Source organism: Pseudomonas sp. GW821-FHT02A08 (assembly GCF_059422045.1).
On sequence record NZ_JBWKWD010000008.1, the window covers coordinates 116,185 to 132,567 of the forward strand.

At 60.0% G+C, this 16,383-nt stretch carries 18 protein-coding genes and 1 pseudogene; 11 read left to right on the forward strand and 8 right to left on the reverse strand.

The features are described from left to right. Nucleotides 1–20: 20 nt before the first annotated feature. A complete protein-coding gene (locus tag AC07W4_RS08500; RefSeq protein WP_495032129.1) occupies nucleotides 21–605 on the reverse strand; it encodes a YajG family lipoprotein in 585 nt (194 codons plus the stop codon). 205 nt (nucleotides 606–810) lie between these two features. Here AC07W4_RS08500 and AC07W4_RS08505 point away from each other — a divergent pair, with 205 nt between their 5' ends. Further along, on the forward strand, nucleotides 811–1,050 hold the full coding sequence (locus tag AC07W4_RS08505; RefSeq protein ID WP_495032130.1) for a hypothetical protein: 240 nt from the start codon (nucleotides 811–813) through the stop codon (nucleotides 1,048–1,050). 738 nt (nucleotides 1,051–1,788) lie between these two features. Further along, on the forward strand, nucleotides 1,789–3,297 hold the full coding sequence (mqo, locus tag AC07W4_RS08510; protein ID WP_495032131.1) for a malate dehydrogenase (quinone): 1,509 nt from the start codon (nucleotides 1,789–1,791) through the stop codon (nucleotides 3,295–3,297). Between the two features lie 155 nt (nucleotides 3,298–3,452). Here the strand turns inward: mqo and AC07W4_RS08515 are convergent, their stop codons facing one another. The 4 genes from AC07W4_RS08515 to AC07W4_RS08530 all read right to left on the reverse strand — a co-directional run bounded on the left by AC07W4_RS08515 (nucleotide 3,453) and on the right by AC07W4_RS08530 (nucleotide 5,494). Continuing rightward, nucleotides 3,453–3,740, reverse strand: a complete 288-nt coding sequence (locus AC07W4_RS08515) for a PA4642 family protein (RefSeq protein ID WP_495032132.1) — start codon at nucleotides 3,738–3,740, stop codon at nucleotides 3,453–3,455. 63 nt (nucleotides 3,741–3,803) lie between these two features. Then, the gene (locus tag AC07W4_RS08520) at nucleotides 3,804–4,289 is read right to left on the reverse strand and encodes a hypothetical protein (protein WP_495032133.1); all 486 of its coding nucleotides are present in this window, start codon (nucleotides 4,287–4,289) and stop codon (nucleotides 3,804–3,806) included. A gap of 169 nt (nucleotides 4,290–4,458) precedes the next feature. Continuing rightward, nucleotides 4,459–4,932: a WbuC family cupin fold metalloprotein gene (locus tag AC07W4_RS08525; protein WP_495032134.1), complete on the reverse strand. Its 474-nt coding sequence runs from the start codon at nucleotides 4,930–4,932 to the stop codon at nucleotides 4,459–4,461. Nucleotides 4,933–4,936: 4 nt separating this feature from the next. Continuing rightward, on the reverse strand, nucleotides 4,937–5,494 hold the full coding sequence (locus tag AC07W4_RS08530) for a hypoxanthine-guanine phosphoribosyltransferase (protein ID WP_008045996.1): 558 nt from the start codon (nucleotides 5,492–5,494) through the stop codon (nucleotides 4,937–4,939). Nucleotides 5,495–5,658: 164 nt separating this feature from the next. Here AC07W4_RS08530 and upp point away from each other — a divergent pair, with 164 nt between their 5' ends. Both upp and AC07W4_RS08540 read left to right on the forward strand, forming a co-directional pair. Continuing rightward, nucleotides 5,659–6,297: a uracil phosphoribosyltransferase gene (gene upp / locus AC07W4_RS08535; protein ID WP_008045998.1), complete on the forward strand. Its 639-nt coding sequence runs from the start codon at nucleotides 5,659–5,661 to the stop codon at nucleotides 6,295–6,297. 2 nt (nucleotides 6,298–6,299) lie between these two features. Continuing rightward, on the forward strand, nucleotides 6,300–7,574 hold the full coding sequence (locus AC07W4_RS08540) for a uracil-xanthine permease family protein (RefSeq protein WP_057713328.1): 1,275 nt from the start codon (nucleotides 6,300–6,302) through the stop codon (nucleotides 7,572–7,574). Nucleotides 7,575–7,693: 119 nt separating this feature from the next. Here the strand turns inward: AC07W4_RS08540 and hemH are convergent, their stop codons facing one another. Both hemH and AC07W4_RS08550 read right to left on the reverse strand, forming a co-directional pair. Further along, nucleotides 7,694–8,716, reverse strand: coding sequence for a ferrochelatase (gene hemH, locus AC07W4_RS08545; protein ID WP_495032135.1), 1,023 nt, complete (start codon nucleotides 8,714–8,716; stop codon nucleotides 7,694–7,696). 13 nt (nucleotides 8,717–8,729) lie between these two features. Beyond that, complete coding sequence (locus AC07W4_RS08550) at nucleotides 8,730–9,632, reverse strand: TIGR01777 family oxidoreductase (RefSeq protein WP_495032136.1); 903 nt, start codon at nucleotides 9,630–9,632, stop codon at nucleotides 8,730–8,732. Between the two features lie 196 nt (nucleotides 9,633–9,828). On the opposite strand from AC07W4_RS08550, the gene AC07W4_RS08555 reads away from it, so the two are divergent. The 7 genes and pseudogenes from AC07W4_RS08555 (at nucleotide 9,829) to AC07W4_RS08585 (ending at nucleotide 15,620) form a co-directional block, all read left to right on the forward strand. Beyond that, nucleotides 9,829–10,815, forward strand: a complete 987-nt coding sequence (locus AC07W4_RS08555) for an NAD(P)/FAD-dependent oxidoreductase (RefSeq protein ID WP_008046007.1) — start codon at nucleotides 9,829–9,831, stop codon at nucleotides 10,813–10,815. 155 nt (nucleotides 10,816–10,970) lie between these two features. Beyond that, nucleotides 10,971–11,930, forward strand: coding sequence for a YbgA family protein (locus AC07W4_RS08560; RefSeq protein WP_495032137.1), 960 nt, complete (start codon nucleotides 10,971–10,973; stop codon nucleotides 11,928–11,930). Further along, a complete protein-coding gene (locus tag AC07W4_RS08565) occupies nucleotides 11,930–12,871 on the forward strand; it encodes a MerR family transcriptional regulator (RefSeq protein ID WP_495032138.1) in 942 nt (313 codons plus the stop codon). Before AC07W4_RS08560 ends, AC07W4_RS08565 begins: the two co-directional genes overlap by 1 nt. A 21-nt stretch (nucleotides 12,872–12,892) precedes the next feature. Further along, entirely contained in the window at nucleotides 12,893–14,335 is a 1,443-nt protein-coding gene (gene phrB, locus AC07W4_RS08570) for a deoxyribodipyrimidine photo-lyase (protein WP_495032139.1), read from the forward strand. A gap of 2 nt (nucleotides 14,336–14,337) precedes the next feature. Next, nucleotides 14,338–14,436 (forward strand): annotated as a pseudogene (locus AC07W4_RS08575) (nuclear transport factor 2 family protein); the annotation flags it as partial. Continuing rightward, complete coding sequence (locus AC07W4_RS08580) at nucleotides 14,433–15,209, forward strand: SDR family NAD(P)-dependent oxidoreductase (RefSeq protein WP_495032140.1); 777 nt, start codon at nucleotides 14,433–14,435, stop codon at nucleotides 15,207–15,209. The pseudogene AC07W4_RS08575 and the gene AC07W4_RS08580, both read left to right, overlap by 4 nt. 105 nt (nucleotides 15,210–15,314) lie before the next feature. Then, on the forward strand, nucleotides 15,315–15,620 hold the full coding sequence (locus tag AC07W4_RS08585) for a YkgJ family cysteine cluster protein (protein ID WP_007981864.1): 306 nt from the start codon (nucleotides 15,315–15,317) through the stop codon (nucleotides 15,618–15,620). 131 nt (nucleotides 15,621–15,751) lie between these two features. Here AC07W4_RS08585 and AC07W4_RS08590 read toward each other — a convergent pair whose 3' ends face one another. Then, on the reverse strand, nucleotides 15,752–16,270 hold the full coding sequence (locus AC07W4_RS08590) for an acyloxyacyl hydrolase (protein WP_495032141.1): 519 nt from the start codon (nucleotides 16,268–16,270) through the stop codon (nucleotides 15,752–15,754). Nucleotides 16,271–16,383: the final 113 nt, after the last annotated feature.

Below are 16,383 nucleotides of genomic sequence, written 5' to 3' on the forward strand. Positions count from 1 at the left end.
GCTCCTACAGTGGGCTCGCATTACTCGCCGAGAATCTGACCCACGGTCGGGTCCTTGAACAGGCGGGTCAACGCATCGCTCAGCACATCGCTGACCAGCTTGGTGTTGGTTTCCTGGTTCGGCGCCATACCGAAGCGCTGGTCCAGGGACGAACCATAACGGCCGCTGTAGCGACGGTTGGCGTTCTGTACATCGGAGCGGAAGGTCGCGCCGATGGTGGCTTCGGTCACGTACATGCCTTCCTTGGGCGACTGGTACTTCAACTCCGTCAGGGTCACGGTCAGTTGCGGTGCGTTCATGGCGTTGTTCGTCGGGGTAAAGCCCAACAGCCGCACGGCGGCTTCAGCCTGGGCCTGCAACTTCGGCAGGATCTGCGCGCTCTGCACGGTGATTGCGCTGGTTTCCGGATACAGGCCACCACGGGTGCCCAGTGTCGGTGACGGACGACCGTCCACTACACGCACCACGACGGGCTGACCATGGCCGACCGGGGCCAGTTGGGCGGTCAGCTTCGGTTCCGGGCTCAGTTGTTGCGGGCTGTGGGCGCAGCCAACCAGGGTCAAACTGGTCACAGTGATCAAACCGAACAACAGGCGTTGCAACATGCTCTTCTCTCCAGAATCAGGCACAAACAGGCCGGCAGTATAGCGGTGCGCCACTGCGGGTAACCAGCACCTCACAGTGTTTGATGAAATCTCTGACAAGCCCTTGGCAACGCGGTTCCTGTCATACAGATGTCACCCTCCATACACTTGCACGTAATGGCTTGCGATTATCGTTTTCTACAGAAAACCAACACGGTACTCCGCCATGCGCCATCTGATCTCTCTGTTCGCGCCACGCCCGTTGCATCGCTGCTTCGCCCTGATCGACCGCAACGGCCGCTGCCAGGCCTTCAAGCAGTGCAGCCTCCAGCCCATGGGCGATGGCTGGGTTGAAATCGAAGAGATCCGCCTGAACTGGCTGAATCAGCCCCTGCCAGCCGGTGCCCGTGTCGTTTCGCAGCAACACCTGCCACGCTCGCGCGCACAACATCTGATGACGACCTGACCAAACACCTAATAAAAGTCATTAAACACGACCATTTCCCTGCGTTTCTTAGATACAATCTCCCCCCGATTATAAGGACGTCTCCTGATCGGGCCTCGCAGCATCGTCAATGCGCTTGTATTGACACCCCGCACCGCCCACAGAGAGCCGCCCACACAGATCGAGTGAAGCTGGCGCGCTTGCTGTTTTGTTGAGCAAAACCTCCACTTTTCGCGAATCTGCAGAGCTGTCATTACGCTCGGTCACTGAGCTGTTTGCCCGTTTTGCCTGCCCTGTATCCCATGGCGGCAATCCATCCGGGCACGGTGCCAGGCTGGGACAGCCCTTTTTGAGGTTCACGTCTTCAAAAGAGCGTGAAAAAAACGGGTTTTCACAACTTCACAAGAGTGTGGCGAGCAAATGAATAGTTTTGCGTCTGAACATGCACCATTAGCGTCTACAACAGCCCAACGACACAGGACCGAGTATTCCTCGAACACCGGAGCCTGAAGCCTGTCCGCTACGGATTTGGTTGCACAAACGGATGTATCGACCATAAGTCGAATTGCCTCCCGCGCGCCGAAATGAGTTCATATGGCTCATAGGCCCGGCAGGTAGCGTCCGTCGAAGTTGCGATAAATTGCGAAGATTCGGACATGGCGATACTGCCATGAATACCCTGGGGCCACACTGACACGCCCCGGAACGCCTGGCAGCCATGCCGACAATTTGGTGCTGCAGATTTTGGAGACGCGTTAAATGGCGCATAACGAAGCAGTCGACGTAGTACTGGTTGGGGCCGGCATCATGAGTGCCACCCTTGCAGTGCTGCTCAAAGAGCTCGACCCCGCGATCAAGCTGGAAGTCGTCGAGTTGATGGATTCCGGTGCCGCGGAGAGTTCCAACCCGTGGAACAACGCCGGTACCGGTCACGCCGGGCTGTGTGAGCTCAACTACACGCCGCAGGCAGCCGATGGCGCCGTCGACATCAAGAAAGCCGTGCACATCAACACCCAGTTCGAGGTGTCGAAGCAGTTCTGGTCGTATTTGACCAGGAAGGGCACGTTCGGCTCGTGCAAATCGTTTATCAGCCCGGTGCCACACCTGAGTTTCGTGCAGGGCGACAGCGGCGTGTCCTTCCTCAAGGAGCGCTTCAAGGTGCTGAGCAAGCACCACGCCTTCGCGGACATGGAATACACCGAAGACAAGGCCAAAATGGCCGAGTGGATGCCGCTGATGATGCCTGGCCGCGATCCTGGCGAAACCCTCGCCGCGACCCGCGTGATCAATGGCACCGACGTCAACTTCGGCGCCCTGACCAACCAGTTGCTCAAGCACCTGACCAGCGCACCCGATGCCCAGGTCAAGTACTGCAAGCGCGTGACCGGCCTCAAGCGCAGCAACGGTGGCTGGACTGTCAGCATCAAGGACGTCAACAGCGGCAACACCCGTGAAGTCGACGCCAAATTCGTCTTCCTCGGCGCGGGCGGTGCGGCATTGCCGTTGCTGCAGGCCTCGGGAATCGAAGAGAGCAAAGGCTTCGGCGGCTTCCCGATCAGCGGCCAATGGCTGCGTTGCGATAACCCGGAAGTGGTCAAGCACCACCAGGCCAAGGTCTACAGCCAGGCTGCCGTAGGTTCGCCGCCAATGTCCGTGCCGCACCTGGACACCCGCGTGGTCGAAGGCAAGAAGTCCCTGCTGTTCGGACCTTATGCCGGCTTCACCACCAAGTTCCTCAAGCACGGTTCCTTCATGGACCTGCCGATGTCGGTTCGTGCCGGCAACATCGGCCCGATGCTGTCCGTGGCAAAAAACAACATGGACCTGACCAAGTACCTGGTCAGCGAAGTGATGCAGTCGATGGAGCAGCGCCTGGAGTCCCTGCGTCGCTTCTACCCTGAGGCGAAAGCCGAAGACTGGCGCCTGGAAGTGGCCGGCCAACGGGTGCAGATCATCAAGAAAGACCCGAAGAAAGGCGGCATCCTGCAATTCGGTACCGAACTGGTCGCGGCCAAGGACGGTTCCCTGGCGGCACTGCTCGGCGCTTCGCCAGGTGCTTCGGTGACCGTTTCGATCATGCTGGAACTGATCGAGAAATGCTTCCCGGGCAAAGCCAAAGGCGAATGGGCTAGCAAACTGGCCGAAATCTTCCCGGCCCGGGAAAAGGTTCTGGAAACCGACGCTGCGCTGTATCGCAAGATCAACACGCAGAACAACGTTGCCCTGGAACTGGTTGAAGCCAGCAGCGAGACCGAAAGCTACGCTTGATTCGGCCCGATGAAAAACGCCCCGTACTCGCTGAGTACGGGGCGTTTTTTTATGCATTTGAAAGATCGCAGCCTCGCTTCGCTCGACAGCTCCTACAGGAACACGCGGTCCAGTGTAGGAGCTGTCGAGCGAAGCGAGGCTGCGATCTCTTGATCTTAACCGCGAACCTTCTCGATCAACTCGATGTAGTCCGACGCATTGCGCTGATCCTTGATCAGGGCAACGAAGTCATTGCCGTGCTCATCCTTGCCATTCACGTCGTATCCCGCTTCGACGAAGAACGTCAGGAAACGCTCGAAATCGTCGATGCGCAGGCCACGGTAGGCCTTGACCAGTTTGTGCAGGGACGGAGAAGTCGCGTCGACCGGTTCGAAATCGAGGAACAACCTGATCTGCTCATCGCCGATCTCGTCACCAATCACTTGTTTTTTATCTTTACGCATTGCCGACTCCAGCTCGCAGACATTTCACGGGGCGGGCAGTTTACCCCTGCGCGGGCACAGGGCTCAACGCGGACGAGTGCTGCCGGTGTGCAGATCGGCCCAGACATGGCCATTGGCGTAGCTGAGAAACTGGCAATACACCGTGTCGTTGCGCAACAAGTCGATCACCATCCGGTATTGCGCCAGCGGGTAATAAAGGGTCAGGGTCTTGCTCGCCTCGTCGTAAACCGGCTTCTTCAGGCTTTTGCTTTCACCATCGAAGTTGACCAGCACCTGACTGATGGTGGCGCCCTTGTTCAGGGATTTGCCCTTGAGCCGAATCATCAGCGGTGAAGTGACCGGAATCGGTTGTTGACTGGATTGACGCTGAGCGCCGACCACCACCGAGTAATCGGTGACCTGCATCAGTTGCTGCTGTTCGGGATCGGCATCGCGCAGAGTGAGATCGTCCGGCGGCAGGAATTGACTGTGCATGGGCGCCGGCGCGGCGGCCAGGGGCAGGCTGAGGGTCAGCAACAGGGCGGCGCAGCTGCGGGTAAAAGGGTTCATGGCAGGCTCCGGAGTCGGGGCCGAGCACTCTAGCATGGGCTGAAGGAAGTGGTTCAAGTACACAGAAACCACTGTGGGAGCGGGCTTGCTCGCGAAGAGGGAGTGTCCGTCACATCACTGCAACTGACACACCGCATTCGCGAGCAAGCCCGCTCCCACAGGAAGAAAATCAATCGAATTGCGCGCGCATCCACGCCTGATACTCGGCAACACCGGGCTCGCCCTCACGCGGCGCCCAATGCGCCAGCTCACCCTCACCGACCGGGCGGTAAGGACCGGCCTTGCATTCGAACATCAGGCTGTCGGCCTCCAGCACCACCAACCCGTGGAACACACCGGTTGGCAGGTCCACGCCAACACAGTCGCCACCGGCCTGCAGCACGGTCTTGCTCAGCACCGCACCGGTCTCATCAAAGATCAACACGCCCAGCCGCCCCTTGAGGACCAACAGGGTTTCGGCCTTGTTGGCGCCCAGATGCCGGTGAGGCGGGACATAGGTGGACGGCTGCAACCCCACCGCCATGCGATGGCAAGCGTCTTCCATCTGATGGAAGTTGTGATGCTGGCGTCCACGAGGATTGGCCGCGGCTTTCCCGGCCAGCTCGGCGAACAGGGTCTGATCCAGAAAGCTCGGCACGCTCATGTTCTTACATTCCTTTAACCGCAAAGATCCCGTTAGCATTACGCCAGTAGCCTTTGTAGTCCATGCCGTAACCGAAGATGTAGCGGTCGATGCACGGCAGACCGACGAAATCGGCCTTGAGGTCCGGGCGGGCCTTGCGGTCGTGGTCTTTGTCGATCAGCACGGCGGTGTGCACTTTGCGGGCACCGGCGTGTTTGCAGAAGTCGATGATCGCGCCCAGGGTGTGACCTTCGTCGAGGATGTCGTCGATGATCAGCACGTCACGGTCGATGAAGGAAACCTCCGGCTTGGCCTTCCAGAACAGGTCGCCGCCGCTGGTTTCGTTGCGATAGCGGGTGGCGTGCAGGTAGGACGCTTCCAACGGGAAGTGCAGGTAGGTCAGCAGCTTGCCGGAGAAAATCAGCCCGCCGTTCATCACACAGAACACCACCGGGTTGCTGTCCGCCAGTTGATCGTTGATTTGTGCACCGACGCGGGCGATGGCCGCCTCGACTTCAGCTTCGGTGTACAGGCAGTCAGCCTCTCGCATGATTTGACGGATATGCTCGAGATCAGCGGACATGGCGCTCTCCAAGGGGGGGACGGATTCGGAAAAGCGGGCAAAGGTACGCATCCCGAACGGCCAGATCAAGCGTTTGTGGACTAACGTACTCTATGTCTATAGGACAACACCCTCGGATAGATTAATCTAGGCCGGTTTTTTTGCCCGCCGCCGGAGCCTTTCCCATGCCCATCCTCGAGATCCGCCACCCGCTGATCCGTCATAAACTTGGCCTGATGCGCCGCGCAGACATCAGCACCAAGAATTTCCGTGAGCTCGCTCAGGAAGTCGGCGCCCTGCTGACCTATGAAGCCACCAAAGACCTGCCGCTGGAATCCTACGATATCGAAGGTTGGTGCGGCACCGTATCGGTCGAGAAAATCGCCGGCAAGAAAATCACCGTGGTGCCGATCCTGCGTGCCGGCATAGGCATGCTCGAAGGTGTGCTCAGCCTGATCCCGGGCGCCAAAGTCAGCGCCGTGGGCGTGGCCCGCAACGAGGAAACCCTCGAAGCCCACACCTACCTGGAAAAACTGGTCCCGGAGATCGACGAACGCCTGGCCATGATCATCGACCCGATGCTCGCCACCGGCGGCTCGATGGTCGCCACTATCGACCTGCTGAAAAAAGCCGGTTGCAAGGACATCCGCGCCATGGTGCTGGTTGCCGCGCCGGAAGGCATTGCCGTGGTCGAGAAAGCTCACCCGGACGTGACCATCTACACCGCGTCCATTGATCAAAAACTGAACGAACACGGTTACATCATCCCGGGCCTGGGCGATGCTGGCGACAAGATCTTCGGCACCAAGCAGAAGGACGCGTGAGCATGCAGCAAGAGTTCAACGATCCGCTCTGGCGCACGGTGCTGTCCGGCGCACAGATGCTGTTCGTGGCTTTCGGCGCCCTGGTGTTGATGCCGCTGATTACCGGCCTCGACCCGAACGTGGCGCTGTTTACCGCAGGCCTGGGGACGATCCTGTTCCAGATCGTCACCGGACGTCAGGTGCCGGTGTTCCTGGCATCGAGCTTTGCCTTCATCACCCCGATCATTCTCGCCAAGGGCCAGTTCGGCCTGGCCGCGACCATGGGCGGCGTAATGGCGGCCGGTTTCGTCTACACCTTCCTCGGCCTCGCGGTGAAGATCAAAGGCACTGGTTTCATCGACCGCCTGCTCCCGCCGGTAGTAATCGGCCCGGTGATCATTTCGATCGGCCTGGCCATGGCGCCGATTGCCGCCAACATGGCCATGGGCAAGGCTGGCGACGGTAGCGAGCTGATTCATTACCAGACGGCGATGATGATTTCGATGCCAGCGCTGCTGACCACACTGATCGTCGCGGTATTCGGCAAGGGCATCTTCCGCCTGGTGCCGATCATCTCCGGCGTGCTGGTGGGCTTTGGTATGGCGTTCTACTTCGGCGTCGTCGATACCGCAAAGATTGCGGCCGCACCGTGGTTTGCCATCCCGCACTTCACCGCACCGGAATTCAACTGGCAGGCGATTCTGTTCATCGTTCCGGTGGCCCTGGCCCCGGCCATCGAGCACATCGGAGGCGTGATTGCCGTGGGTAGTGTGACCGGTCGCGATTACCTGAAGAAGCCCGGTCTGCACCGCACCCTGCTCGGCGATGGCATTGCCACCACGGCGGCCGGCCTGTTCGGCGGCCCGCCCAACACCACCTACGCCGAAGTGACCGGCGCGGTGATGCTGACCAAGAACTACAACCCGAAAATCATGACCTGGGCGGCGATCTTCGCCATCAGCCTGGCGTTCATCGGCAAGTTCGGCGCGCTGCTGCAAAGCATTCCGGTGCCGGTGATGGGCGGGATTCTGTGCCTGTTGTTCGGTTCGATTGCGGCGGTGGGGATGAACACGCTGATCCGCCACAAGATCGATCTGGGCGAGGCGCGCAATCTGGTGATTGTGTCGGTGACCCTGGTGTTCGGGATCGGCGGCGTGTTGATCGGCACCGGCACCGGACCGGACGACTTCGGCCTCAAGGGCATCGCGCTGTGCGCGGTGGTAGCGATTGGCTTGAACCTGATCCTGCCGGGCAATGACAGCTGGAAGCACAAGAAGGCGAATGAGCCGCTGATCTAAGCAGGTTCGGATTCTTCACTGACTGAAAGACCCTCTTCGCGAGCAAGCCCGCTCCCACATTTGGAATGCATTCCACCTGTGGGAGAGGGCTTGCTCCGGGCGGCGTTCCGACGAAGCTTTTAAAGCACCAACGGCGCCCTTTCGCACAACGCACTCAACGCCCGCGCCCAATGCGGATCATCGTTGAGGCACGGCACCAGCACCAGGTCCTCTCCCCCCGCTGCGCGGAATTGCTCCTTGCCGCGATCACCGATCTCTTCCAGGGTCTCGATGCAATCGGCAACGAACGCCGGGCACATCACCAGAACCTTTTTCACGCCGCTTTTGGCCAACTCATCGAGGCGCGCTTCGGTGTAGGGCTCGATCCATTTGGCGCGCCCCAGGCGCGACTGGAACGACACCGACCACTTGCCCTCCGGCAATCCCATGCGCTTGGCAAACTCTGCCGCCGTACGCAGGCACTGGCCGCGATAACAGGTGGCAACCACCTCAGGTGGCGCCCCGGCGCAACAATCACCGCCACCCTCGAAGCTGTGACCGGGGTTGAGCTTCTTCAGATGCCGCTCCGGCAATCCATGAAAACTCATCAGCAAGTGATCGAAGTCCTGCTGCAAATGCGGCCGGGTCGTGGCCACCAGCGCATCGAGGTATTCCGGTTGGTCGTAGAACGGCTGGAGCACCGACAACTGCACGTCGAGGTTTTTCTCGCGCACCACGCGTCTGGCCTCTTCGATGACCGTAGTCGTGGTGCTGTCGGCGAACTGTGGATACAGCGGCGCCAGGGTGATCCGCTTGTGCCCCGCCGCGACCAGGCGCACCAGTGTCGATTCAATCGATGGCTCGCCATAACGCATCGCCAGTTCGACCGGGCCGTGCTGCCATTGACGGGTCATCGCTTGTTGCAGTCGACGGCTTAGCACCACCAGCGGCGAGCCCTCGTCCCACCAGATCGAGGCATAGGCATGGGCCGACTGCTCGGGACGCTTGATCAGGATCAGCGATACCAACAGCCGTCGAACCGGCCATGGCAGGTCGATCACGTACGGGTCCATCAGAAATTGATTGAGGTAACTGCGCACATCCGCCACCGAGGTGGAGGCAGGTGAGCCCAGGTTGACCAGAAGCAACGCGTGATCGGTCATGCAACGTCCTATTTCAAAGGCGACCGGACAGATCGTCCAGAGCCGCGCGCAAATCCGTGAACTTAAAAGTGAAACCCGCCTGTAACAAACGCACCGGAGTGGCGCGCTGGCCGCCCAGCAACAGCAACGACAACTCGCCCAGCCCCACCTTCAATGCGAAGGCCGGCATCGGCATGAACACCGGGCGATGCAGCACGCCGCCCAATGCCTCGGCAAACTCGCGGTTGCGCACCGGCTTGGGCGCGCACGCATTATAGGGACCGCTGGCCTCGTTGCGATGCAGAAGAAAATCAATCAGGGCGATTTGATCGTCGATATGAATCCATGGCATCCACTGCCGGCCGTTGCCGATCGGGCCTCCCAGGCCCAGCTTGAACGGCAGTAACAGCCGCGACAAAAAGCCGCCCTCGGCCGATAGAACCAGCCCGGTACGGACAAGGATGACGCGAATGCCCAGCGCTTCAGCCCGCTGGGCGGTCTCTTCCCAGGCGATGCATAACTGACTGGCGAAATCATCGATGACCGGTGGCGACTGTTCGGTCAACTCACGTTCGCCACCATCGCCATACCAACCGACAGCAGAACCGGAGATCAGCACCTGGGGTTTCTGATCGCGGCTTTCCAGCCAGGCCAGCAGGGTTTCAGTCAGCGAGATGCGACTGCTCCACAACAGGGCTTTGCGTTTGTGCGTCCAGGGCCGGGCGGCAATCGGCGCACCGGCAAGATTGATAATTGCATCGACAGGTTCTTGCCCGAGATCCTCCAGACGGGCGATTCCACGCACTTGGGCACCACATATTTTCGCGACATTTCCAGGTTGGCGACTCCAGACTGTCAGGCGATGACCCTGGCCCAACCAGTGCCGGCAGAGCTGACGTCCTATCAAACCAGTACCGCCGGTCAGCAATATGTGCATGACTTCTTCCTCGCGTGGCGTTTTACCTTGTCCATTAGTCTATTTTTATAAGCAGGGATCTTTGGTATCGAGCAGGCTCTATGTTTAACAATAGGCCAAGCTGTCAGAACGAGAACGCTAAAAGTTATACCAAAAAACAACATTGTACAGGTTTGAACCCCGGCGTAGTCTGTACAGAAAGGTAAACGAGGCCCCTATGACTGTACCTATCGCAATCATCGGCACCGGCATTGCCGGACTCTCCGCCGCCCAGGCCCTGACGGACCTCGGGCACGTGGTTCAGCTGTTCGATAAAAGCCGCGGCAGCGGCGGGCGCATGTCGAGCAAGCGCAGCGATGCGGGGGCCCTGGACATGGGCGCGCAATACTTCACCGCCCGCGACCGCCGCTTTGTCACGGAAGTCCAGCGCTGGCAGGCCAAAGGCTGGGTCGCCGAGTGGACGCCGCAGCTGTACACCTTCCATGGCGGCCAACTCAACCTGTCACCGGACGAGCAGACTCGCTGGGTCGGCACGCCCCGCATGAGCGCCATCACCCGTGCCCTGATCGGCGACCTCGAAGTGCATTTCGCCTGCCGGATCACCGAGGTCTATCGCGGCGAAGAACACTGGCATCTGCAGGACGCCGAAGGCTTCACCCACGGTCCGTTCAGCCACGTGGTCATCGCCACGCCAGCCCCACAGGCCACGGCGCTTCTGGCATCAGCACCGAAACTCGCTGGCGCCGCGGCCGGTGTGAAAATGGACCCCACCTGGGCCGTCGCGCTGGCGTTCGAAACGCCGCTGGAAACGCCCATGGAAGGCTGCTTCGTACAGGACAGCCCGCTGGACTGGCTGGCCCGCAACCGCAGCAAACCTGGACGCGACAACACCCTCGACACTTGGGTGCTGCATGCCACCAGCGCCTGGAGTCGCCAGCACATCGACCTGTCCAAGGAAGCGGTGATCGAGCAGTTGCACGGCGCGTTTGCCGAACTGCTGCACGATTCCATGCCCGCACCGAGCTTCAGCCTCGCCCACCGCTGGCTCTACGCCCGCCCCGCCAGCAGTCACGAATGGGGCACCCTGGCCGATGCCGACCTGGGGCTCTACGCCTGTGGCGACTGGTGCCTGTCCGGACGCGTCGAAGGAGCCTGGCTCAGCGGTCAGGAAGCCGCCCGCCGCTTGCATGAGCACCTGCAGTAAAGAGCATCAATCCGAGCAAATCGCTGCTGTCGCCCCTGACAGCAGCCCGTCAGAAAACCTATACAAAAAAGTTGACTTGTATAACTTCGAATCTATGATGAAGTTATCTTGTACAGACCCGAATGTTTGTACAGGTTCAGATTCGAGGTGCTCCGATGTTCCACGCCCCCGCCAAACCGAAAATCGCCATCAGCGCCTGCCTGATGGGGCTCGACGTGCGCTATAACGGCGGGCACAAGGCATCGCGACTGTGCAGCCGCACCCTCACCGATTACTTCGACTTCATCCCGGTCTGCCCTGAAGTGGCCATCGGCCTGGGCGTCCCCCGCCAACCGATTCGACTGGTGGGCAGTGCGGATCAACCCGAAGCCGTGGGCACCCTTGATCCCAACCTTAACGTGACACAACCGCTGACCACCTACGGCCGGGACATGGCAGCGCAGTTGGGGGATATCTGCGGCTACATCTTCATGCAAAATTCCCCGTCCTGCGGCCTGGAGCGAGTCAAGGTCTACCACACCAACGGCGCACGGCCGGACAGTGGCGGGCGCGGGATCTACGCCCGGGCCTTCTGCCTGCGGCACCCGGACTTGCCGGTGGAGGAGGACGGCCGGCTTAACGATCCGGTGCTGCGGGAAAACTTCCTCACCCGGGTGTTCGCCTGCAGCGCCTGGCAGCAACTACGCCGGGAGGGCATGACCCGGCGCAGCCTCACGGACTTTCACTCGCGCTACAAATACCTGCTGATGGCCCATAACCCGGTGCAATACAAAACCCTGGGCCAGCTGCTGGGCAACATGGGCAAAACCGACCCGCAGGAACTGGGCCCCCGCTATTTCAGCGAACTGATGACGGCGCTGAAAAAATGCGCCACCCACCGCACTCACACCAACGTTCTGCAACACCTCAGTGGCTACCTGAAACAGGCCATCAGCGGCGAAGACAAGCAGGAAGTGCAGCACGTGATCAGCCAGTACCGCCTGGGCATCGTGCCGTTGGTGGTGCCGCTGACGCTGCTCAAACATCACTTTCGCCAACACCCCGATCCGTACGTCGCACAGCAGGTTTACCTGCAACCGCATCCGGAAAACCTCAGCCTGCGAAACGCCATCTGATGAAAAAAGCACTCGACGCCAGCGCCCGCGAAGACCTCGGCGATGACTTTAAAAAGGCGCTGGACGAAGGCTGGCTGCCGATCCGTGAAGTGGCGCGGCAAACCGGGGTCAATGCCGTGACCTTGCGCGCCTGGGAGCGGCGCTACGGCCTGATCGTGCCGCTGCGCACACCCAAGGGCCATCGGTTGTTCTCGGCCGACCACGTGCAACGCATCCAGGCCATCCTCACCTGGCTCAACCGTGGCGTTGCCGTCAGCCAGGTCAAGCCATTGCTGGACACGCCGCAAGCCTTCAGCGAGTCCGTCGACAACGATTGGCACGCCTTGCTGCAAACATTACTGCAGGCGGTCAGCCGATTGCAGGAACGCGCCCTGGATGACAGCGTCAATCAGGCGATGGCGCTGTACCCGCCGCGAACCCTGTGCGAGCAATTGCTGATGCCTTTGCTGGCCGCTCTGGAGCAACGCTGGCAAGGCCAGTTCGGGGCGCAGATGGAGCGAGGATTTTTTTGTGCCTGGCTGCGCAGCAAGTTCGGTGCGCGCATCTACCATAACAATCGTCAGTTGCGTACCGCGCCGCTGCTGCTGGTCAACCACTCGGACCTGCCCATGGAGCCGCACCTGTGGCTCACGGCCTGGCTGATCAGCAGCGCAGATTGCCCGGTGGAGGTCTTCGACTGGCCGCTGCCTGTCGGTGAATTGGCATTGGCCGTTGAACTTCTGCAACCCCGCGGGGTTCTGCTGTACTCAAGCAAAGCCCTGAATCCGGCGCAGTTGCCGAAACTTTTCAAAGGTGTCAGTTGCCCAAAAATGATTGCCGGACCAACGGTATGCATCCACCAAACCGAGTTGTCCGTCAGTACTGCCGAGATCGCTGACTTTTACCTGGCCGAAGATCCGTTGTCGGCACATCAGGCACTCGTTCAGCACGGGCTGATTTAAATGAATCCCGCGGATAACAAAATGCAATTGATCTGGCTGCGCAGCGACCTGCGCCTACATGACAACACCGCCCTCTCGGCCGCCGCGGCTAACGGCCCCTGCATGGCGGTGTATCTGCTGAGTCCGGAACAATGGCTGGAACACGACGATGCGCCCTGCAAAGTGGACTTCTGGCTGCGTAACCTGCGCCAGTTGAGCCATGAACTGGGGCAACTGAACATTCCTCTGCTGATCCGCCGGGCGCCGCGCTGGGATGATGCACCCAAGATATTGCTGACTCTGTGTCGACAGTGGCAGGTCGACGCGTTACACCTCAACGATGAATACGGCATCCACGAGTCCCGTCGCGATGCAGCAGTTGCCCGGACCCTACAGGCCGAAGGCATCGAAGTTCGCCGCTACCTCGATCAATTGCTGTTCAAGCCCGGGAGCGTGCTGACCCGGACCGGCACTTACTTTCAGGTCTTCAGTCAGTTCCGCAAAATCTGCTACGAACGATTGCACCACTCGCTGCCCAACCTGGTCCGCGCACCGCACAAACAAGCGCCGCTGAACATTGCCAGCGATGCGCTCCCCTTGAGTGTCGACGGTTTTGCAACACCCGATGAGTACCTGCGCAACCTGTGGCCGGCGGGCGAAGCCGAAGCCAGGCATCGCCTCGACAGCTTTAGCGATGCGCAGATCGAGCACTATCAAAGCGAACGGGACTTCCCGGCGAAGCCCGGCACCAGTCAGCTTTCAGCCTATCTGGCCGCCGGGGTGATTTCTGTGCGCCAATGCCTGCACGCGGCCTTGAACAGCAATCAGGGTGAATTCGAAAGCGGCAAGACCGGCGCCGTCACCTGGATCAACGAACTGCTGTGGCGCGAGTTCTACAAACACATACTGGTGGGCTACCCACGGGTTTCCCGGCACCGCGCGTTTCGTCCGGAAACCGAAGCGCTGGCCTGGCGCAACGCCCCCGAAGAACTGGCCGCCTGGCAACAGGCGCGTACCGGCTTGCCAATCATCGACGCCGCCATGCGCCAACTGTTGGCAACCGGCTGGATGCATAACCGCCTGCGCATGGTGGTGGCGATGTTCCTGACCAAAAACCTGCTGATCGACTGGCGCGAAGGCGAACGCTTTTTCATGCGTCACCTGATCGATGGCGACCTGGCGGCAAACAATGGTGGCTGGCAGTGGAGTTCCTCCACCGGCACCGACCCGGCGCCTTACTTCCGGATTTTCAACCCGTTGAGCCAGTCGGAAAAATTCGACCCCGAAGGCGTATTCATCAAGCAATGGCTGCCGGAACTGGCTGGCTTTAATAAAAAAGACGTGCACAACCCCGCCAATCTCGGCGGCCTTTTCGGTGTTGTGGATTACCCCTCACCGATCGTCGACCTGAGTACTTCTCGTACGCGTGCGTTGACGGCATTCAAAAACCTGCCCTCGCGGCAATACGCCGCCGTAGGGTCATGAATTACCGCCACCGGGATGACTTCGATGCCGGGGCTTTGCATTATGGACAATTACCCGTATTGGGCCGGGCAATTACCCGGCTGAAAAGGAGATTGGGATGAGTCGGACACTCGCACGACGATACTGGCTGACGGGTGCAAGCAACGGCATCGGTGCCGCCCTTGCCGAAGAAATCCTCAAGACCGGTGCGCACCTGGCCGTCAGTTCGCGCACCGTGGCACCACTCAAAGACTTGTCGCTACGTTACCCGGGGCAGGTGCTGGTGGTCGCCGGGGACCTGACCAACAGCCAGACCGTACGTGAGATCGGCGAGCAGATTGCCGAGGACTGGGGCTCGCTGGACACCGTGATACTCAACGCCGGCACCTGCGAGTACGTGGATGCCAAGCAGTTCGATGCGTCGATTGTCGAGCACGTGGTGCGTACCAATCTGTTGGCCAGTAGCTATTGCATTGACGCTGCCGTGCCTTTGCTGCGGGCCGGCACCGCACCGTATATGGTAGCCATGGCCAGTACGGTGACCTACCTGCCGCTGCCCAATGCAGAAGCCTGCGGCACCTCGAAGGCCGGGCTGCGTTATCTGTTCGAATCCCTGCGCATTGACCTGGCCCCGGAAGGCATAGAACTCACAGTGATCAGCCCCGGTTTTGTCGAGGCGCCTCTGACGGCGAAAAACGACTCCCCCATGGCCTTGAGCTGGCCGGTGGAGAAAGCCGCGCGGCACATCTTCGACAAACTCAAGGACCGCCCGTTGGAGATCGCTTTCCCGGCAGCGTTCATGGCCGCCCTCTGGCCGCTCTCCAGACGGCCGGACCAAGTGAAACTGGAGATCGGCAAACCCATGGTGCGCAGCCAGCCGCCGATCAAGGATTAACCGTAAAAAGCGCCAGCTTCGGCAGCGGCATCCCGGACGTTCCGATCCTTGAGCGTCCGTCAGACCTTTCACACAGCACCCGGCGACTGCCTTACACTGCGCGCCATGAAAACCATCCCCCATACGCAAATCGCGGAACCCGCGGTCACCTGCTCGACCTGCGCAGCCTGCTGCTGCCAGCTCGAAGTCATGCTGATCACCGATACGGGTGTGCCTGAACGGTTCATCGATACCGATGACTGGGGCGGGGAAGTGATGCTGCGCCTGGATGACGGTTGGTGTGCCGCGCTGGATCGCAACACGATGATGTGCACCATCTACGAAAAACGCCCGCTGATCTGCCGGGAGTTCGAAATGGGTGCACCGGAGTGCATCGACGAACGCCAGGGGATTTCGACGGCGTATCGCTAGTCTGAAGTTGTCCCAATACCAATGTGGGAGCGGGCTTGCTCGCGAAAGCGTCAGGTCAGTCGATTACAGTTTCGGCTGATCCACTGCTTTCGCGAGCAAGCCCGCTCCCACATTTAGTGCAGCGTCGGTGCTTACAACGGCAACGTGTAATGCAGCGAGTAGCTTTCTACACCATCGTTGGAACTGGCGAGCCCGGCGTTGGAATAGTGCGTCGCGCGGACCCCGACTTCGTGGCCGCCATTGAAGCGCAGGCCAAAACCGAACCGGTCTTCAAACTGGAAAGAACTGCCCAGGTTGTTGTCTTCGATTCGCGTATTGGAGAACGCCGCCACGCCAATGCCTGCTTCAACGTAGGGCTTGACATTCTGGCCGGCAAACTCGTAAACGAACACCGGGGAGAACGACAGGCTGTTATTGCTCGACGTCTTGTCGCCTTCCCAATAGGTGTAGGCGCCGCTCCAGTAACCGGTCACGCGACCAGTATCACTCTGCAACCAGCTCTGATCCCAATCGAATTGCATGCCCAGCCGATACGTCATGGTCGAATCGCTGGTCTGACCAACCGCGAACTCCACACCTGCCGCCTGCGCGGTAAAAGTGTGCCCCATCAGTGCGGCCGCAATCGCGGCCAAGCAGAATAGTCGCTTCACTTGAAACTTCCTTTTGTGAACGATTTCGTATGGTTTTTTTGTTGCCAAACTCTGCAAAACTATAGAAGTCAGCGATTTATCAGAAGTTCACCCGACTCTTCGTATTCCCCCCG